Genomic DNA, 15,559 nt, shown 5'->3' with positions numbered 1-15,559 from the left:
GCGTTACGACCCATGCCCTTGTCCGCTATCACCATGCGTGTCGCGAAAATGTGCGGATATGCGATGAGGAAAATCCTGTATGTCGCCATCACGTGGTGCGGAATACTGGCCGTCGGTTCCGTTGATCACCTGGAGGGCGGCGATGCGCGGTGACACGGCCGGGGCACCCGTTCCCGCACGCCCTCATCACTGGCCGCTGCCCGCGGAGACGGCCTTCCCTCCGCCGCCCCGCCCGCTGCGGCCGGTCAGAGGGCTCGCGACGGCCGTACTGACCCTGCTCGGCCTCGACACCCTCGTGGGGGCCGCCTGGGCGGTGGCGGCCGACCCCCTGGCCACCGTCGTCGAGGTCGTGGGTGAGGGCGCCCTCCCGCTGCTGTCGAACTCCGCGTTCCTGGTCGCCCTGACGGCCTCCAGAGCCTTGGTCAGGGCAGGTCTGGTCGTCGTCTTCCTGGTCTGGCTGGTACGGGCGCGCCTGAACGCCGAGTCCCTCACCCGGGTCCCGCACCGCTGGTTCAAGATCTTCATCGTGCTCGGCTGGGCGCTGCCGGTCGTCGGGTGGTGGATCCCCAAACAGATCGTGGACGACGTCTGGGCCGCCTCCCGTCCCGGCGGCGTGCGGGGGGAGAGCATCGGCAGGCAGCCGCACTCCTGGCTGGTGTGGGCCTGGTGGATCGCGTGGCTGCTGGCCTTCTGGGTGGTCCCGCTGTCGTCCGTCGCGCTGCTGAGCCTCGCCGGGCGCCCGCCCGAGGAGGTGGGCGCGCTCGTCGGGTTCGGCCTCGACCCGTTCACCTGGATCCCCACACTGCTGGCCGCCGCCCTGCTGGCCATCGTCGTGGTACGGATCACCCGCTTCCAGGAGGCACGGGTCGCGGCCGGAGGCTGACGGGCTCAGTGACCGCCGGTCCCACGGGCCGGCGGGGCGGGGCTCTGACAGGACCCCCGGATGAAGGCCTCGCCGTCGGCGAACTCCGCCCCCGGCTCCGGGTTTCCTGGGCCCGTCGCGTACGGCCTCGCGGGTTCCCCCGAGGTCGCCAGGCGGCGGGTCAGCCACTGCGCGAACCGCCCGTGGGCGGTGACCACCGCCGCGAAGGCCACCGCCAGCGCCGCGAGCACCGGCAGTTGCTCCTCTTCGGCCAGCAGGATGGACTTGGCGTCGGCGAACCCGGTCCTGGCCGAGGTCCAGCCGGTGACCAGCACGGTCACCCACCTGCCGCCGCGCCTGATGCCCGGACGCGCGGTCGCGGTGATCGCGGCCGGTACGGCGAGCACGACGAAGACGACAGTGATCATCACCGTCGCCACCAGGGTGAAGGAGGTGTCCACGCCCACGGCGACCGCGACCCCGCGCATCAGCAGCCGGGCCGCGAGGCCCCCCAGAACTCCCGCGGCCAGCGCCCCCACCGCCGCCGCTAACACCACACGACCTCGAACTACATCCCCATATCGCATTTAAATGGATTTAGAGGGATTTTCCCGGCAGGGCAATCCCGAAAACGAATCCGGAACCTCCTTGTGACCCACCTGTTTGGAACGGTTCACAATCCCCGGCGCCGAAGACGTGTCAACCGCCCGGCGTGCCGATCGCAGCCGGTGGGCGGGCCGTCGAGGCGGCGAACATATGGCTGCGATCCATGAGAAATTGACACGATCGAGTAACCATGGACAATCAACACCGTTTTGCTCATCGGTAAAGATCAACTGTGGAAGCCGGGGAGAGAGATGGCGCGAAGGAAGACGCCCCTGGAAGGCGACGGGCCGACCATGCGTTTCGCCGTCAGGCTGAGGGAGGCCCGCGAGAGGTCGGGACTCACGCTGCGCCGGTTGGCGGAGATCTCGGGGTACTCGCACAGCACTCTGTCCATCGCGGAGAGCGGCAGACGGCTGCCGACATGGGAGGTGGCCGCCGCGTTCGTCCAGGCGTGCGGCTCCCAGGACCTCGAACGGTGGCGCGGCTGGTGGGACGCCGCCTTCGAACACGAGGCGGCCCAGCCGGCTCCCGTCCCGGACGCCACGGCGAGCGCCGGGCCGGAACCCGTCACCGGCTTTCCGCCGTCGCCCGCATCGGACCCGGCCGGGACGGACGACCCGCTCGGCCCCGCGTCGTCGGCTTCCGCCGTACCCGACGCCCCCGTGGCCCCGGCCTCCCAACGACCGGGCCGGGGCGGGCCGCGCTGGTGGCACCTGCTGGTGGCGAGCGTGGCCTCCTCACTTCTGACGGCCACGGGCTTCCTGCTCTTCCCGGTGCTCTTTCCCGGCCACTCCCCGGTACGCGGTCCGGCGACGGTCGTCCAGCCTCCGGCGAACCAGTCCGGGCCGACCTTCCCCCCGGGCCCCGACCCCACCCCGGTGGCGGCGTGCGGCGGTGCCACGCCGGGCTATGGGTGTCACAAGAAGGATCCCGACGCCTCGGGGTGCTGGAAGACCGCGCAACTGGCCGCGGCCTCCACCTTCTCCTACAAGGGCAAGGCGGTGGGCAAGTTGGAGAACTGGTACTCGGCGGAGTGCGGCACCAACTGGGCGGCACTGCGGATGCCCAAGGGTTGGCGGGGCCGGGTCGAGATCGTCACGAAGACGACGCGAGACTGCTACCCCCTGGACTGCGTGAGCTTCTACGACAAGACCCCGCCCCTCTGGTCGAACATGTTGTTCGGCATGAACCGGTCCACCACCGCCCTCGGCTACGTGCGGTTTCCAAACGGGGAGACGAAGGAGTTCGAGGCGGCCACCCCGGGACCCTGACCCGGAGGCGTCGGCCGTACGGCCCGCGCCTGTTCGGTGTGGTTCCCGGTGGAAGCCCGTGTTCTCCTCCGGCGTGTTTACACGCCGTTGAGCTGCGACGACACACCGGTTGTTCGTTGCTGTTCATGGATGTCCACCCCGCTGTCCGACCTCTTCCCGCGCCGTCGGCCCGGACGGTACGACAGGGCCAGGCCGGTGCGACCGACCTCCCGGCTTACCACTGCTCGCCTGCTCAGGCGGCACCGTGGCGGCACCGTGAGGCTGTTCCACAGCACCGGCGTCCCTGCAAAAGGATCCCGGTCAGCCGGTGAACGGAACCGGCGGCCGGATCAGGATCGGCATCGGAAGGACTTTCACATGCGTTTCCGACTACTGCGCGTCGCGGTGCCCACCGCCGTCGTGGCGCTCACCCTCGCCACCACCAGCGGGGTCGCCCACGCGGCGACGTCCCACCAGGTCGTCTACCACGCCGACGGCAACTGGGCGGGGGAGGTGTGGTTCAACGCCGGCACGCACAACATGGCCAAGGGCCGCAACTCCTTCACGGTGAAGGACACCTTCTGCGGCGACGGATGGAAAGTGGGAGTGCACTACGAGATCCCCGCGCTCAACATCTACCGCACGTTCATGCTCAACGGTGACTGCTCCGGGGAGAGCAGCTTCTCCGTCGTTTCCTACGACGTGGCGCCCTCCGCGATCCACTGGTGGGGCCTGAAGACGAGCACAACCGAGAACCTGACCACGTACGAGTCGCAGGTGAACGACTACGTCGACTGACGACCACGCCAGGGCCGTGACGGTGCGGGCGGCCGTCGCGGCCGGAGAAGGAGCGGGTGACCCCGGAGTGCCCGAGGTGGCCTGACCCAATCGGTGACGGGGGACACGGCCGTGGAGGGACCACCTCCACGGCCGTTCCGCTCATCCGGCCGGGGGCCGGGGACGGGCGGCCAGACGCCAGCGGGCTCAGCCGGTCTTGCCCGGAGGGTCGGGCAGGGGCGTGACGCCGGAGGCGTCGGTGAGGGCGTCCACGATGCTCAGCCCCCTGCCGTGTACGGCCTCGACCCCCAGGTCCAGGTGGCGGGGCCGGTCGGGGCCGTGACGTCCGGACCGGCCGAGACGGCTCCCGGGAGGCTTGCCGGGACGCCGGCGCGGTGCGGTGCGGTCTGTTCGGCGGCGCGCATCAGGCGGCACAGTTCGTCCGCCGAACCGGCGCACACGACCAGGAACTCCAGAGTCGGCCAGACGGCGGCGGCGTAGAAGCACCGGGTGGCCACGCCGTACCAGACGGCCCGGGCGGGCTCGATCTGGTCCGGCTGCTCGGCGCCGGCCCGGTTGGCGGGGTCCCACCTGCGGACCCGGGGCTGGGAGAAGGGCTCACCACGCCGGTGCCGCCCACCGAGCCGCACCCACGTCTCCCCCCAGATCACGCCCCCTCCCTCGGGCACGGCACGCTCGCGCGCCTCCGGGGAAGGCCGTCTCCCCGGGGGAGACGACTCCGGGAAGCGGAGCGTTTCCGAGGGCGACGGTCCTGGGAATCGGAGTGCTCGTGGGAGAGGCGGTCCTGGGGAACGGGGCGTTCTCGGGGGAGAGCGTGGTCGCGTCCTCGGAGAATGTCGAGGACCGGAAAGCCGTCTCCTCATTTCCCTTTACGCGGAAGTGACATCCCCCTGCCCGGCGAACACCCGTCCGCTCCGTCCCGGCAATGCGTTTTTCGACCTACGACGTGCATTTTTCACCCCTTTGATCCGGACATATCCCGAGGTTTCTATGGTGGTGGTGTGAGGGGGTGTACTACATGCATGACAAGGTCTCTCATAGGAGCTTCTTCGCGTCCCCGCCCGCTTCGCAGAGTGCCCCTGACCGGCTACGTTGAGCACGAAAAGCCCAACCACATCGTGGCCACAGTTTGTACTGCGCTGTGCTGAAACTGTGCTGGTGTGCTGACGCTGTAACAATCCCCCTGGCGGACGGAGGAGAAATGTCCGTGATATCCAAGGCCGATCCTTCGGCCAAGCCTCTGGTCATCCGGGGCGAGCCCGGCGTCACCGAGGAGCAGGTGGACAAGGCCGTCGCCGCCCGACTGCGGACCTGAGCGACGAGCTGAAGACCGCGGCTTGACGCAGGGCCACCAAGAGCGGCTCCGGCCAGGGGAACTGTCTTGAGGTGGCTCCGTTGTCGGGTGGCCGGGTGGGGATCCGTGACACCGAGGTGCCCGATCAGGCACCGTTCGTGGTGAGTGTGAGTGTGTGGGACGCCGTCGTCGACGGCGCCAAGAAGGGTGAGTTCGACTTCTGACGGTGAGCCTGAGTGAGGCCGCCACCATCCGTGTGACCTCTGAGAAGTCAGCCCGCGGGCAGCGCGGACCCGCTCCGGCCGATCATGTCGAGCAGGAGCTTCGCGGCCCGCTCCGCCCCGTCGGTACGGACCGTCCCGGCCACGGCGGCCACGCGGGCACCGGTCTGGGGGGCCAGGGCGATCCTGAGCGCGGCCGACAGCGAATCGGCGGTCGGCGTCGGACCGTCGTGTTCCGCGCCGATGCCCAGTTCGGTCACCCGGCTCGCCCAGTACGGCTGGTCCGCGACCTGGGGCACGATCACCTGCGGCGCTCCGGCACGGGCCGCCGTCGTCGTGGTGCCCGCGCCGCCGTGGTGCACGACGGCGGCCACCCGGCTGAACAGCGCCTGCTGGTTGACCTCGCCGACGACGAAGCAGTCGTCCCGGTCGTCGATCGCGGTCAGGTCGGCCCAGCCGCTCCCGAGCAGGACACGGCGACCCCGCGTCCGAACCGCCTCGATGACGGCCCGCGAGATCTCCTGGGCGCTCGCGCCCCGCATCGGCATACTGCCGAAGCCCACGTACACCGGCTTGTCCCCGGCGGCCAGGAACGCCTCCAGGCCGGCAGGAAGCGGGCGCTCGTCCGGCCTGATCCACGCGCCGGTCTGCGTCACGTCGAGCTCCGGCGTCTCCTGCCAGGGACCCAGGACCGGGTCGGTCGCCAGGAACGGGCGGCCGGTGAAGACATGGTCGCGGATGCCGTCCACCGGGGGCAGGCCGACCGACGCCCGATGGTTGTTGATCGTCTCGCCGAACAACGCGTCCTTGTGCTCGGCGTTGAGGGCCCACAGTTCCCGGTTGCCGGTCACCCCCTCGGGGACCACCTGGCCCGGCCAGGGACGAGGCGCGTGATGCGGCGACGGCAGGTAGGAGGGGGAGAGGGAGGCGAACACATAGGGCACGCCCAGCTTCTCGGCCGCCGCCCGCGCACCGGCCACGGCGGGGAAGGAACCGGTGGCAACCACCGCGGCGCGGTCGCCGGCCGCCTCGACGACCGTTTCGTAGGCCATGGCGGTCAGCTCGGCGGCGATACCGGACAGGCCCGCCTTCGCCTTGTCGGGGATCGCCCCCGTCGCCAGCGCGCGGATCGGCCAGCCGAGAGGACTCAGCGGCACGCCGACATCGTCCAGCAACTCCGCGAAGTCCGGCGGCGCGCACACCCGCACCTCGGCGCCGAGCGCCCGTAGCCGCACCGCCAGCCCCGTCATCGGCTCGACGTCCCCGCGCGACCCGTAGGTCACCAACACAACGCGCATTCCACGGCCCCCGATGTCCGTACGTTCCGGTGTCGAAGGAGGATTGTGCGGCACAACCGGGGCCTTGTGGCAAGTCCCCCCATGCGCTATAGCTTGGTAGTGGCAGGAGGTGTATATCCCTCTTGCCCTTTTAGTCGTTTCGCCGTCCGGCAGGTGACCTCCCCGCCTCGGGAGACGACTTCGACATCCGCGGCCCGGCAGCCCATGGACGACCTGGAACCGTCCACGTCAAGGCGGTGCTCGCACCGGAGGGGACATCGCGCCACCGGGAGACCAGCTCTCAACCACCGGTCCTTTCCGGCTTACCTGGTCTGTCCCCTGGACAAGGTCACTCGCCGACGGCGCCGTCGAGGCGTTCGCGGAGCAGGTCGGCGTGGCCGTTGTGGCGGGCGTACTCCTCGATCATGTGGACGAGGATCCAGCGGTGCGAGACGTCCTGGCCGTGACGCTGCTGCCTGCCGACGGCGTCGAGCGGCACCCGGGCCGAGATCTCGCGCGCCACCTCGATCTCGGCCCGCCAGATGGCGAAGGCCTCCTCCACGGAGGCGGTGTCCACGTCGTTGAAGTCGGAGTCGGGGTCCTCAGCCTTGCTGTAGAGAAGCGGGACGTCCTCGCCGTCCAGCACCCGGCGGAACCAGACGCGTTCCACATGGGCCATGTGACGAACCAGGCCGAGCAACGACAGGGACGACGGCGGCACGGAACGCTCACGGAGTCGCTCCTCGGGCAGACCGGCGCACTTGACGGCCAGAGTCTCGCGGTGCCAGTCGAGCCAGCTGTCCAGCATGGCGCGTTCGTCGGCGATGAAAGCGGGGGAAACGCGGTCGTCGGTCATGACTCGTGGTCCTCTTTATCTTGATCGGCCCTGATCACCGTCGCCCAGCCTCTCACGGAGGTCCGACAACCTCTCAACACCTTTTCGTACGGCGGGGCCCGCCGTACGAAAAGGGCCCCGCCGTACGGCAGGGTCAGCGGAGGCGGGTGACCGGCAGGGGAGGGATGGCCTTCAGACAGGAGCGGTCACCGGTCGAGCCGGTGCGGATGAAGGCCGTCGCCAGTCTGGCCGCGCAACCGGTCTCCTCCCAGGTCGGGACATGTCCCGAGGAGGGAACCTCCACGAAGGTGCTCACCGGGAACTGCTCCGCGGCCAGGCGCCCCTGGGAGACGGGGGTGTTGGTGTCGAGTTCACCGGAGAGCACGAGCACCGGGACGCGGGGCGCGGTGCCGTGGCCCGCGGGCCGGTCGGTACGGGGCCATTTGAGGCACAGGTCGGCGCCGTCCATCACGGCCTCGGTCCAGCCACGCGCGCTGAACGGCCCGAACCGTCCCTCGGCCCGTCGCAGCGCCCCGGCGAAGACGGCGGTACGGTCCGCGACGGTGGCCCGCCGGTCCCACACGGTCGGATAGTCGTTGCAGACGATCGACAGGGCCTGGGCCCTGGTGGCCCGCTTCTCCGGCGGCTGGGAGGCGAGTCCCTCGGCGAGCTGCCCGGCCAGGGCGACGAGCGGGGCCGTGTCACCGGAGACCGCCCGCGAGACCATGGCCGGCAGCTCGGACCAGACTCGCGGGGTGCCGTTGCTGCTCGCCACGTAGAAGTGGATCAGGGCGAGCATGTGCTCGTCGAGCAGCAGGGTACGGCGACGCCCTGAGACCTCGATCTCGAAGGGAACGGGGCGTTCCCGCAGGCGGGCGGCCAGCCGTTCGAGGTTGGCGACCGCCTTCTCACCCTGGCAGGCGCCGTCGCTGCGCGCGCACAGCCGCAGCAGGGCCCGTTCGACCGCCCGCGCGTTCGGACGGCCCAGCGGGTCGAAGCGCAGGGGATAGGCCCCGGACAGGACGACGCTGCGGGTGTGCTCCGGGTGCCGGAAGGCGTAGACGGTGCTCAGATAGGTGCCGTAGGACACGCCGTACAGATCGACCCTGTCGACGCCGAGGTGTGAGCGGACGGCGTCCAGGTCGTCGGCCAGTTCCGCCGAGGTGTAGGCCCGTGCCCGCTCTCCGAGCCGTCGTCCGCACGCCTCGACCTCGTCGATCTGCCGCTCTCGGGGGAGCAGGTCGTAGTCCGCGGGGACACCGCAGTCGACCGGCTCCGATCCGCCGGTGCCGCGCGGGTCGACCAGGAGCAGGTCGTGGTCGTCGCGCAGGGCGGTCATGTCCTCGGCGAAGCGTTCCGCGTAGGCGATCGCCGGTTCGCCGGGACCGCCGCTGACCACCATGACCGTTCCCGCCGGGGGACGGCCGACGTCGGTGCGCGGCAGCAGCGCGTAGGCGATCCGGTTCGTGCCCGCTGAGGGGTCGGCGCGGACCAGCGGCACCGTGATCTCTCCGCAGCGGGCCGCCGTTCCCTTCACGACCGGGCAGGGGACGTCGGAGACCGCCACGGCCGTGGGGCGTGATCCGCCCGCCAGGGCCGGCAGCACGGGTGTCACGGCGGCCAGGGCGGCGCCGATCATGAGGGCGATGGGGATATGTCGTTTCGCCACGGGCCTCTCCTGTTTCTGGACGGTGGAAGAGCCCGTCGATCCTCACGGCGACGCCGTACCCGGCGACATCCCACCAGCGCCTCTCTTCTCGTGGTGCTGGCTGTACTCGGGATGACGGCGCCCGCGAGTGCCGGAAGCGGCTTTTCGGAGGCCGATATCTCGGGCGTGCCGTTCTTGGTGTCTTCGGCGTCCGGTGTCTGCCGGAAACGGCGCCCAAAGGGGGTGACGTCGGAATACGAGGCCATGATCGTTTGTGGGAAAAAGGCTTTCTGCGGAGACAATCCCCAGGTCAGGGGTGTCCATGGCCTCTCGGCTGGGTTGGGTGATTGCCGGTTATTGGTCTGCTTTCATCCTGTTTAGGGCTAGCCGTTTGTTTTTTGGGTGATGTTCGGCGGCGAAGGCGAACTTTCCATTGTTCCGGGAGGCCGTCTCGCATATGCTCCGTGCAAGTCACACGTACGGCCAAGCCGACTGGGAGGCAGGCATGGCTCGTTCCTGGGAGGCTGACCCGTCCGCGTTGTTCCAACGGCGCCTGGGGAAGTCGGCCAAGGAGCTTGACCGTTCCGACGGTCGAGACGAGTGCCCCGACATCTGGCAGCTGGACAACGGTGACATCGCGGTGATCGGCAGAGATCTCACCGCCGTCTACGAGCCGCGTCTGCCGGAAGGCGTCTCCCTCGCTCCGGACGAGCGACTGGTCGTCATCCCCGGCATCATGCTCAGCGTCGCGAAACCGGACATCGCCGATGTCTGACCTCCGCGCTCCCCATCTCATCCCCGCCCAGGGCGAAAGGCTCGTCAGAGAGGCCTACCGGCGCGACTTCCGGCAGCGGGAGGCGGTCCTCCGCAACCGTGACTCCTGGAAGCTCGAACGGCGCCAGCACTTCGAGGAGCAGGCCGTTCCCAGCTACGACGCCTTCCGCCGGGGTGACTGGGACGAGTCGATGCGGCTGCTCGAAGAGCGCACGGACAGCCTGCTCGCCATGACGCGTGAGGACGAGCTCCGCAACTCCTTCTTCCACCGGGTGCGGGTCGTCGAGGCGCCGCTCACGCCGTACATGCGTTGGGAGCTGCGCTCGCTGCGGATGCGCGCGGAGTGCGGCGAGCGGATCCGGGTGGTCGGCGCCGAGGCGGTCGCGGCCTTCGAACGCGGCGGCCCGCTTCCTGAGGTGGTCGTCCTCGGCGGCCGAACTCTCTACCGTGTCCTCTACACCGAGGGCGGTGTCCCCGACGGTGCGTTCCGCTACACCACTCCCCACCTCGTCAGGGGTTGGGAGGACTACATCAGAGGCCTCTACGAGACGGGCGAGGACGTCAGGTCCTATGTCGACCGGGAGCTCACCTCCCTCTCCTCGTCCACGGTCGGGTCGAAAACGGAGTAGCCGTCAAAAAGCACAGAGAAGATGAAGAACACCCCGGCGGTTCGTACTCCGAACTGTCGGGGTCCTCACGTGACGTCGTGCAGGCCAGGAACGTCAGCGGGGGAGTGCACTTCCACGACCACGGCGGCAGGAACAGGGGCGCCTCCCCGGCTCCGGTGCCGCGCCAGCTTCCCGCGGATGTGCGAGGGTTCGTCAACCGCGTCGAGGAGTTCGAACGGCTGAACGCGGTCCTGACCGGTGAGGACGGCGACCCCAGGGTCATCTCGGTGTGCGTGATCGCCGGGACGGCCGGTGTCGGCAAGACCTCGCTCGCGTTGCGCTGGGCCCACCAGATCCAGGAGCGCTTCCCCGACGGGCAGCTCTACGTCAACCTGCGCGGCTACGACCCCGGAGAGCCGGTAACCGCCTACGACGCGCTGCACCGGTTCCTGGTCGCCCTCGGCGTCCGCGCCCACTCGGTGCCGCAGGACCTCGACGCCGCCGCCGCGCTCTACCGCTCACTGCTGGCCGGCCGCAGGATGCTGATCGTCCTCGACAACGCGGCCATGGTGAGCCAGGTCCGCCCCCTGCTGCCCGGCAGCGCGGGCTGCCTGGTCGTCGTCACCAGCCGCAGCCGTCTGTCGATCCTCGCCGTACGCGACGGGGCGCACCGCCTGACGCTGGGCACGCTCCCCGAGCCGGAGGCGGTCGCCCTGCTGCGGGCCGTCACCGCCGGATACCGTCCTGAGGACGACGAGAGCAAGCTCACCGAGCTGGCCAGACTGTGCGCCCGGCTGCCGCTGGCCCTGCGGATCGCCGCGGAACGAGCCGTCAGCTACCCCCACATGCGGCTGGACGACCTGATCGCCGACCTGCGTGACGAGTCCGCCCTGTGGGACGCGCTGAGCACCGGGGACGACGAGGAGGCCGGGGCCGTACGGACGGTGTTCGCGTGGTCCTACCGCGCGCTGCCCGACCAGGTCGCCCGGCTCTTCCGGTTGCTCGGTCTGCACCCGGGCCCCGAGTTCGGGCTGCACGCCGCCGCCGCGCTCGGCGGGCTGACCCCGAGCAGGACACGGCAGCTGCTGGACTCCCTGGTCGGCGCCCACCTGCTCGAACAGACGACGCCGGGCCGCTACCAGTTCCACGACCTGCTGCGCGCCTACGCCGCCGACCAGGCGCAGCGGGACGGCTCCTACGACGACCGGCAGGCCGCGCTCCGCCGCGTCCTGGAGTGGTACCTGCACACCGCCGACGCCGCCCAGAACTGGATCGGCCCCGCCGAGAACCGGATACGGCTCACACCTCCCATGGAGGGTGTGCGACCGCTGACCTTCGCCGACTACGACACGGCCGTCGACTGGTCGGAACGCGAGCACGCCAACCTCCTGCAGGTCGCCAGGACCGCTATCTCCGCCGGATACGACGAGCTGACCTGGCAGCTGGCGGTCGTGCTGGCCAACAGCCAGCCGCCCTCGGCGCCGGTCGCCGACTGGCTGGAGGTCGGCAGGCTCGGCCTGGCCGCGACGGAACGGCTCGGTGACCTGCCCGCCCGGGCACGGCTGCTCACCGAGTTCGGCATCGGCTACGTCCGGATCAACCGCCTGGACGACAGCCTGGAGAGCCACCGCCAGGCGCTGGCGATCTGGACCGAGGTGGACGACCGGCTCGGCCAGGCCCACTCGCTCAACCTCATCGGGCTGGTCAACCTCCGCAGGAGGCGGTTGGACGAGGCGGCGCAGCACTTCGAGCGGGCCGTCGCCGCCTTCAGGGAGCAGGGTTCGGCGCACTGGGAGGCCACCACCCTGGCCAACCTCGCCAGCACCCACTACCACGCCGGACGGCTCGCCGAGGCGGAGCAGGCCGTACGGCGCGCACTGGAGATGCACCGCTTCCTTGAGAGCAAACGCGGCGAGGGCAACGCGCTGCGCCTGTTCAGTGACGTCCTGCGTGAACGGGGCGAGGTCGAACAGGCGCTGGCCACGGCGAACGAGGCGGTCGAGATCGCCCTCGTGCTCAGGAACAACCGGCTTGAGGGCTTCTGGCTCATCGCCCTGGGCAACGCCCAGCGGGCGGCCGGGCAGTTCGTCGACGCGCTGGCCTCCTTCCAGCGCTCGGCCACGCTCCACCGGCGCCTCGGAGACCGCAGCCGGGAGGCACTGGCCTGGTACGGCACCGGCGAGACCTTCTACGCGCTCGACCGGCACGGGGAGGCGGCCGACTTCCACCGTCAGGCCGCCTCGATCCACCACATGCTCGGCGACACCTGGCACGAGGCCCTGGACCTCGACGCCCTCGGCGCGTCCCTGGTGGAGGAGGACCCCGAGGCGGCCAGACGGCACTGGACGAAGGCGCTCGGCCTGCTCGCCGACTACGACGACCCCCGCGCGGCCGGGATCCGTCACCGGATCGAGCGACGGATCACCTCGGACGACTGAACGGCTCCCGCCGTGTCCCGGCGGGAGCCGCCTCAAGCGTCAAGGTCGAAGGCCGGGGTCAGGCGCAGGTGAGGCCGGACTTGGGCTTGGGGCCGCACGGACCCCGGTTGCCGCCGCCGTCCGTCACCGAGCCGGGCCTGGCCCAGATGAGGAAGCCGCCGTTGGCCAGGCCGCCGTTGCGCGCCACGGTGAGGGCGGCCTGCGTGACGGTGCCGGTGAACAGGTGCAGGCCACCGCGGACGGTGTTGCCGCCCAGGTCGGTGAGCTTGCGGGGGGTCATGCCGTTGGCGAAGAAGATGTTGTCGGCCACCGGGTCGGGGTTGACCCCGGCGAGGTTCTGGTTGACCAGCAGGCCGACCGTCTTGTTGCTGTGGAAGACGTTGTTCTTCACGGTCGTGAGGGCGAAGCCGCCGGTGCTCAGCAGTCCGACGGAGTTGTTCATGAAGACGTTGCCGTCGAAGGTGGTCCGCTGCCCGCCCTTGACCTCAAGGGCGGTGTCGGCGTTCCTGAAGAGGTTGTCCTGGAAGACGTCCTCACCCGCGTCGGCGGCGACGGTCACCGGGAAGTTGTCGAAGACCGTCCCGTTGTAGACGCCGCCGGACCTGGCGGTCGTCAGCCTCCCCTCGCTCAGCGTGCTCGACGCCACCGTGACCTCGGGGGAGTCCTGGACGCTGACCTCCCCGTGCACGACGCACTGCTCGACCGTCGCCGTGGACTTCAGCACCGTCAGGCCCGTCAGGAGGCACAGGGCCGGGTTGCTGCCCGCCACGGTCAGGGTCGCGTCCTGCACCCGGGTCGCCCCCGCGGTGACCTGCACGTCGGAGAGCGTCGCCTCCACGGTGCCGCCGGTGGTGCCCGGCTGCACGGTCACCGCCTCCCCGCCCGTTCCCACGATCTTGCCGTTCTTCACGGTCACGCCCGAGGCCCGCAGGGTGAGGCCGGTCGCGGTGAGGACGTGCCCGCCCAGGTCGAGGGTCACGCCGTCGGTCGCGATGGTCAGCCCGCCGCCGGCGCACACCAGGTCGGCGGTCAGGGCGGCGTCCGCGGTCAGTGTGTCGCCGCAGTTCACCGCGGCCGCGCTCGCCTGCGCCGGTACGGCCCCGACTCCGGCGACCAGCAGGGCGCACGCCAGCAGCGTCCCCGATCCGGATAAGATTCCCTTTGTTTTCCTTCCGTGATCCATGTTCGATTCTCCAGACTCCCGATGAGTTTTCCCGTGTTTTTCCCGAGCCGATGAGAAGGTTTTTTCGGCCGGAAGGATCACCGACAAGATTGCCCCTCCCGCGGCGATCACGGAAGTCAGTGAATTGGTCCGTCAGGGTTTGTGGATTCAATCCGTTCCGGGAGTGGCGCGCGTGGCGTGTGTTATGTCACGAGGACTATGGGGCAGCCGAAACACCTGGTGCGTCGCGGGGCCGTACGGGTGGTGAGGGTGTGACCGGATTCATGCCCTGAGGTGGGCGGTGTATGCCCGTCCACTGGTTCGCGACGGCGACAAGGGCCTGTCCTGGTAATTTCCGCGAACCCGTCAGGCGATTGTGAAAAGCTATGGGAAAGCCTTATGTCCGCTCTTTCCTAAGCTCTTTCCGGCTTACGGCACCCTTTTCCTCGCCTCCTTCCGGAGGCGGAAGCGGTCGTACGGCACCGCCGTACCCCGAAGGCGCGTGGGAAATGTCGGTCGGGGATGGCAGGGTTGGGGTGACGCCATACCGGTGGGTGGGAGCCCTGAGCGTGGAGGCACGACGATGACAACCTCTCCGTTGCGAGCCGGGTTCGACCGGGTGCGCCAGGCGATGGCCGCGCGTGTCGAGAAAGGCGAGTTGCCCGGCATGGTGCTTCTCGTCGCCCAGGGGGACGAGACGCTCGTCGAGCCGATCGGGGCGACGGCCCTGGGCGGTGACGAGCCGATGCGGCGCGACACGATCTTCCGCGTCGGGTCGATGACGAAGGCGGTCCTGGCCGCGGCGACCATGACCCTGGTCGAGGACGGCACGCTGAGACTGGAGGAACCGGTCGACCGGCTGCTTCCCGAGCTGGCCGGGCGCAGGGTGCTCAGGCGCCTCGACGGCCCGCTCGACGACACCGTCCCCGCCGGACGCCCGATCACGGTGGAGGACCTGCTGACCTTCCGGATGGGATACGGCCTGGTCTTCGGGGTCACGCCGGACTCGCCGTACCCCACGATCGACCTGCCCTATCCCGTCATCGAGGCGGCCCGGGAGCTCGAACTCGTCACCGGCCCGCCCGACCCCCGCACGCCGCACGATCCCGACGAGTGGATGCGCCGCTTCGGCACGCTGCCGCTGATGTGCCAGCCGGGGGAGCGCTGGCAGTACAACACCGCCTCCCTCGTGCTGGGTGTGCTGGTCGCCCGCGCCACGGGCATGTCGCTCGACGACCTGTTCAGGACGCGTCTGTTCGAGCCGCTGGACATGGCCGAGACCGGCTTCCACCTGCCCGCCGAACACCTCGGCAGGCTGCCGGTCCACTACATGACCGGCCCGACCGGCGAGCTGACGCCGCAGACGCACACCGCCGACGAAGCCTGGACCAGGCCGCCCGCCTTCCCCTCGGGAGCGGCCGGTCTGGTCTCCACCGTGGACGACTACCTGGCCTTCGCCCGCATGCTGCTGGCCGGGGGCGTCCACCGGGGGCGCCGGGTGCTGTCCGAGCGGTCCGTCGGGCTGATCACGACCGACCACCTGACGGCCGGGCAGCGGGCGGCGGGCGACATCGTGCTCGCCGGTCACGGCTGGGGGTACGGCGTGGCCGTCGTCACCGAGCCGGACGAGATCTCCTTGGTCCCCGGCCGTTACGGCTGGGATGGCGGTTACGGCACCTCGTGGTTCAACCACCCCGCCCGCGACCTCGTGGTCATGGCCATGACCCAGACCTCCGACTTCCTGTTCAACGGCTCCCTGGCCGACCTGGGCCGGCTGGAGTGAGAA

The 15,559-nt window shown here is 70.0% G+C and carries 13 protein-coding genes and 1 pseudogene; 8 read left to right on the top strand and 6 right to left on the bottom strand.

Annotated elements, in window-relative coordinates:
• Nucleotides 1-142 precede the first annotated feature (142 nt).
• Nucleotides 143-883, top strand: a complete 741-nt coding sequence (locus tag ABZ470_RS02815; RefSeq protein WP_352015168.1) for a DUF4328 domain-containing protein — start codon at nt 143-145, stop codon at nt 881-883.
• A gap of 5 nt (nt 884-888) precedes the next feature.
• On the opposite strand, the gene ABZ470_RS02810 is transcribed toward ABZ470_RS02815, so the two are convergent.
• The gene (locus ABZ470_RS02810; RefSeq protein WP_362909542.1) at nt 889-1,416 is read right to left on the bottom strand and encodes a hypothetical protein; all 528 of its coding nucleotides are present in this window, start codon (nt 1,414-1,416) and stop codon (nt 889-891) included.
• A gap of 303 nt (nt 1,417-1,719) precedes the next feature.
• Here ABZ470_RS02810 and ABZ470_RS02805 point away from each other — a divergent pair, with 303 nt between their 5' ends.
• A complete protein-coding gene (locus tag ABZ470_RS02805) occupies nt 1,720-2,739 on the top strand; it encodes a helix-turn-helix domain-containing protein (RefSeq protein WP_362909540.1) in 1,020 nt (339 codons plus the stop codon).
• Between the two features lie 357 nt (nt 2,740-3,096).
• Nucleotides 3,097-3,516: a hypothetical protein gene (locus ABZ470_RS02800; protein WP_352015171.1), complete on the top strand. Its 420-nt coding sequence runs from the start codon at nt 3,097-3,099 to the stop codon at nt 3,514-3,516.
• A gap of 257 nt (nt 3,517-3,773) precedes the next feature.
• Here ABZ470_RS02800 and ABZ470_RS02795 read toward each other — a convergent pair whose 3' ends face one another.
• Entirely contained in the window at nt 3,774-4,166 is a 393-nt protein-coding gene (locus ABZ470_RS02795; protein WP_362909538.1) for a hypothetical protein, read from the bottom strand.
• Nucleotides 4,167-4,869: 703 nt separating this feature from the next.
• Here ABZ470_RS02795 and ABZ470_RS02790 point away from each other — a divergent pair.
• Nucleotides 4,870-5,034, top strand: a pseudogene (locus ABZ470_RS02790) (DUF397 domain-containing protein); the annotation flags it as partial.
• 47 nt (nt 5,035-5,081) lie between these two features.
• Here the strand turns inward: ABZ470_RS02790 and ABZ470_RS02785 are convergent.
• From ABZ470_RS02785 to ABZ470_RS02775, 3 genes are all read right to left on the bottom strand, one after another.
• Nucleotides 5,082-6,329 (bottom strand): glycosyltransferase, encoded by a 1,248-nt coding sequence (locus ABZ470_RS02785; protein WP_362909536.1) that lies wholly within the window; start codon nt 6,327-6,329, stop codon nt 5,082-5,084.
• 328 nt (nt 6,330-6,657) lie between these two features.
• The gene (locus tag ABZ470_RS02780) at nt 6,658-7,164 is read right to left on the bottom strand and encodes a DinB family protein (protein ID WP_352015177.1); all 507 of its coding nucleotides are present in this window, start codon (nt 7,162-7,164) and stop codon (nt 6,658-6,660) included.
• Nucleotides 7,165-7,297: 133 nt separating this feature from the next.
• Nucleotides 7,298-8,812: an alpha/beta hydrolase gene (locus ABZ470_RS02775; protein WP_362909534.1), complete on the bottom strand. Its 1,515-nt coding sequence runs from the start codon at nt 8,810-8,812 to the stop codon at nt 7,298-7,300.
• Between the two features lie 484 nt (nt 8,813-9,296).
• On the opposite strand from ABZ470_RS02775, the gene ABZ470_RS02770 reads away from it, so the two are divergent.
• The 3 genes from ABZ470_RS02770 to ABZ470_RS02760 all read left to right on the top strand — a co-directional run bounded on the left by ABZ470_RS02770 (nt 9,297) and on the right by ABZ470_RS02760 (nt 12,611).
• The gene (locus ABZ470_RS02770; RefSeq protein WP_352015179.1) at nt 9,297-9,566 is read left to right on the top strand and encodes a hypothetical protein; all 270 of its coding nucleotides are present in this window, start codon (nt 9,297-9,299) and stop codon (nt 9,564-9,566) included.
• The gene (locus ABZ470_RS02765; RefSeq protein ID WP_362909532.1) at nt 9,559-10,194 is read left to right on the top strand and encodes a DUF6879 family protein; all 636 of its coding nucleotides are present in this window, start codon (nt 9,559-9,561) and stop codon (nt 10,192-10,194) included. The genes ABZ470_RS02770 and ABZ470_RS02765 overlap by 8 nt, the downstream gene beginning before the upstream one ends.
• A gap of 77 nt (nt 10,195-10,271) precedes the next feature.
• The gene (locus tag ABZ470_RS02760) at nt 10,272-12,611 is read left to right on the top strand and encodes a tetratricopeptide repeat protein (protein WP_362909530.1); all 2,340 of its coding nucleotides are present in this window, start codon (nt 10,272-10,274) and stop codon (nt 12,609-12,611) included.
• Between the two features lie 58 nt (nt 12,612-12,669).
• Here the strand turns inward: ABZ470_RS02760 and ABZ470_RS02755 are convergent, their stop codons facing one another.
• The gene (locus ABZ470_RS02755) at nt 12,670-13,794 is read right to left on the bottom strand and encodes a right-handed parallel beta-helix repeat-containing protein (protein WP_362909528.1); all 1,125 of its coding nucleotides are present in this window, start codon (nt 13,792-13,794) and stop codon (nt 12,670-12,672) included.
• A gap of 562 nt (nt 13,795-14,356) precedes the next feature.
• On the opposite strand from ABZ470_RS02755, the gene ABZ470_RS02750 reads away from it, so the two are divergent.
• Nucleotides 14,357-15,556: a serine hydrolase domain-containing protein gene (locus tag ABZ470_RS02750; protein ID WP_362909526.1), complete on the top strand. Its 1,200-nt coding sequence runs from the start codon at nt 14,357-14,359 to the stop codon at nt 15,554-15,556.
• Nucleotides 15,557-15,559 lie beyond the last annotated feature (3 nt).

The sequence above is a fragment of the Streptosporangium sp. NPDC020072 genome (genome assembly GCF_040631445.1).
Classification (GTDB): Bacteria; Actinomycetota; Actinomycetes; order Streptosporangiales; family Streptosporangiaceae; genus Streptosporangium.
This window is presented reverse-complemented; position numbering and strand designations above follow the sequence as displayed.

Excerpts from the sequence above, each read along its gene's own strand:
- ABZ470_RS02815 (WP_352015168.1), top strand. The coding sequence starts at position 143 with ATGCGCGGTGACACGGCCGGGGCACCCGTTCCCGCACGCCCTCATCAC.
- ABZ470_RS02805 (WP_362909540.1), top strand. The coding sequence starts at position 1,720 with ATGGCGCGAAGGAAGACGCCCCTGGAAGGCGACGGGCCGACCATGCGT.
- ABZ470_RS02800 (WP_352015171.1), top strand. The coding sequence starts at position 3,097 with ATGCGTTTCCGACTACTGCGCGTCGCGGTGCCCACCGCCGTCGTGGCG.
- ABZ470_RS02785 (WP_362909536.1), bottom strand. The coding sequence starts at position 6,329 with ATGCGCGTTGTGTTGGTGACCTACGGGTCGCGCGGGGACGTCGAGCCG.
- ABZ470_RS02780 (WP_352015177.1), bottom strand. The coding sequence starts at position 7,164 with ATGACCGACGACCGCGTTTCCCCCGCTTTCATCGCCGACGAACGCGCC.
- ABZ470_RS02770 (WP_352015179.1), top strand. The coding sequence starts at position 9,297 with ATGGCTCGTTCCTGGGAGGCTGACCCGTCCGCGTTGTTCCAACGGCGC.
- ABZ470_RS02765 (WP_362909532.1), top strand. The coding sequence starts at position 9,559 with ATGTCTGACCTCCGCGCTCCCCATCTCATCCCCGCCCAGGGCGAAAGG.
- ABZ470_RS02755 (WP_362909528.1), bottom strand. The coding sequence starts at position 13,794 with ATGGATCACGGAAGGAAAACAAAGGGAATCTTATCCGGATCGGGGACG.
- ABZ470_RS02750 (WP_362909526.1), top strand. The coding sequence starts at position 14,357 with ATGACAACCTCTCCGTTGCGAGCCGGGTTCGACCGGGTGCGCCAGGCG.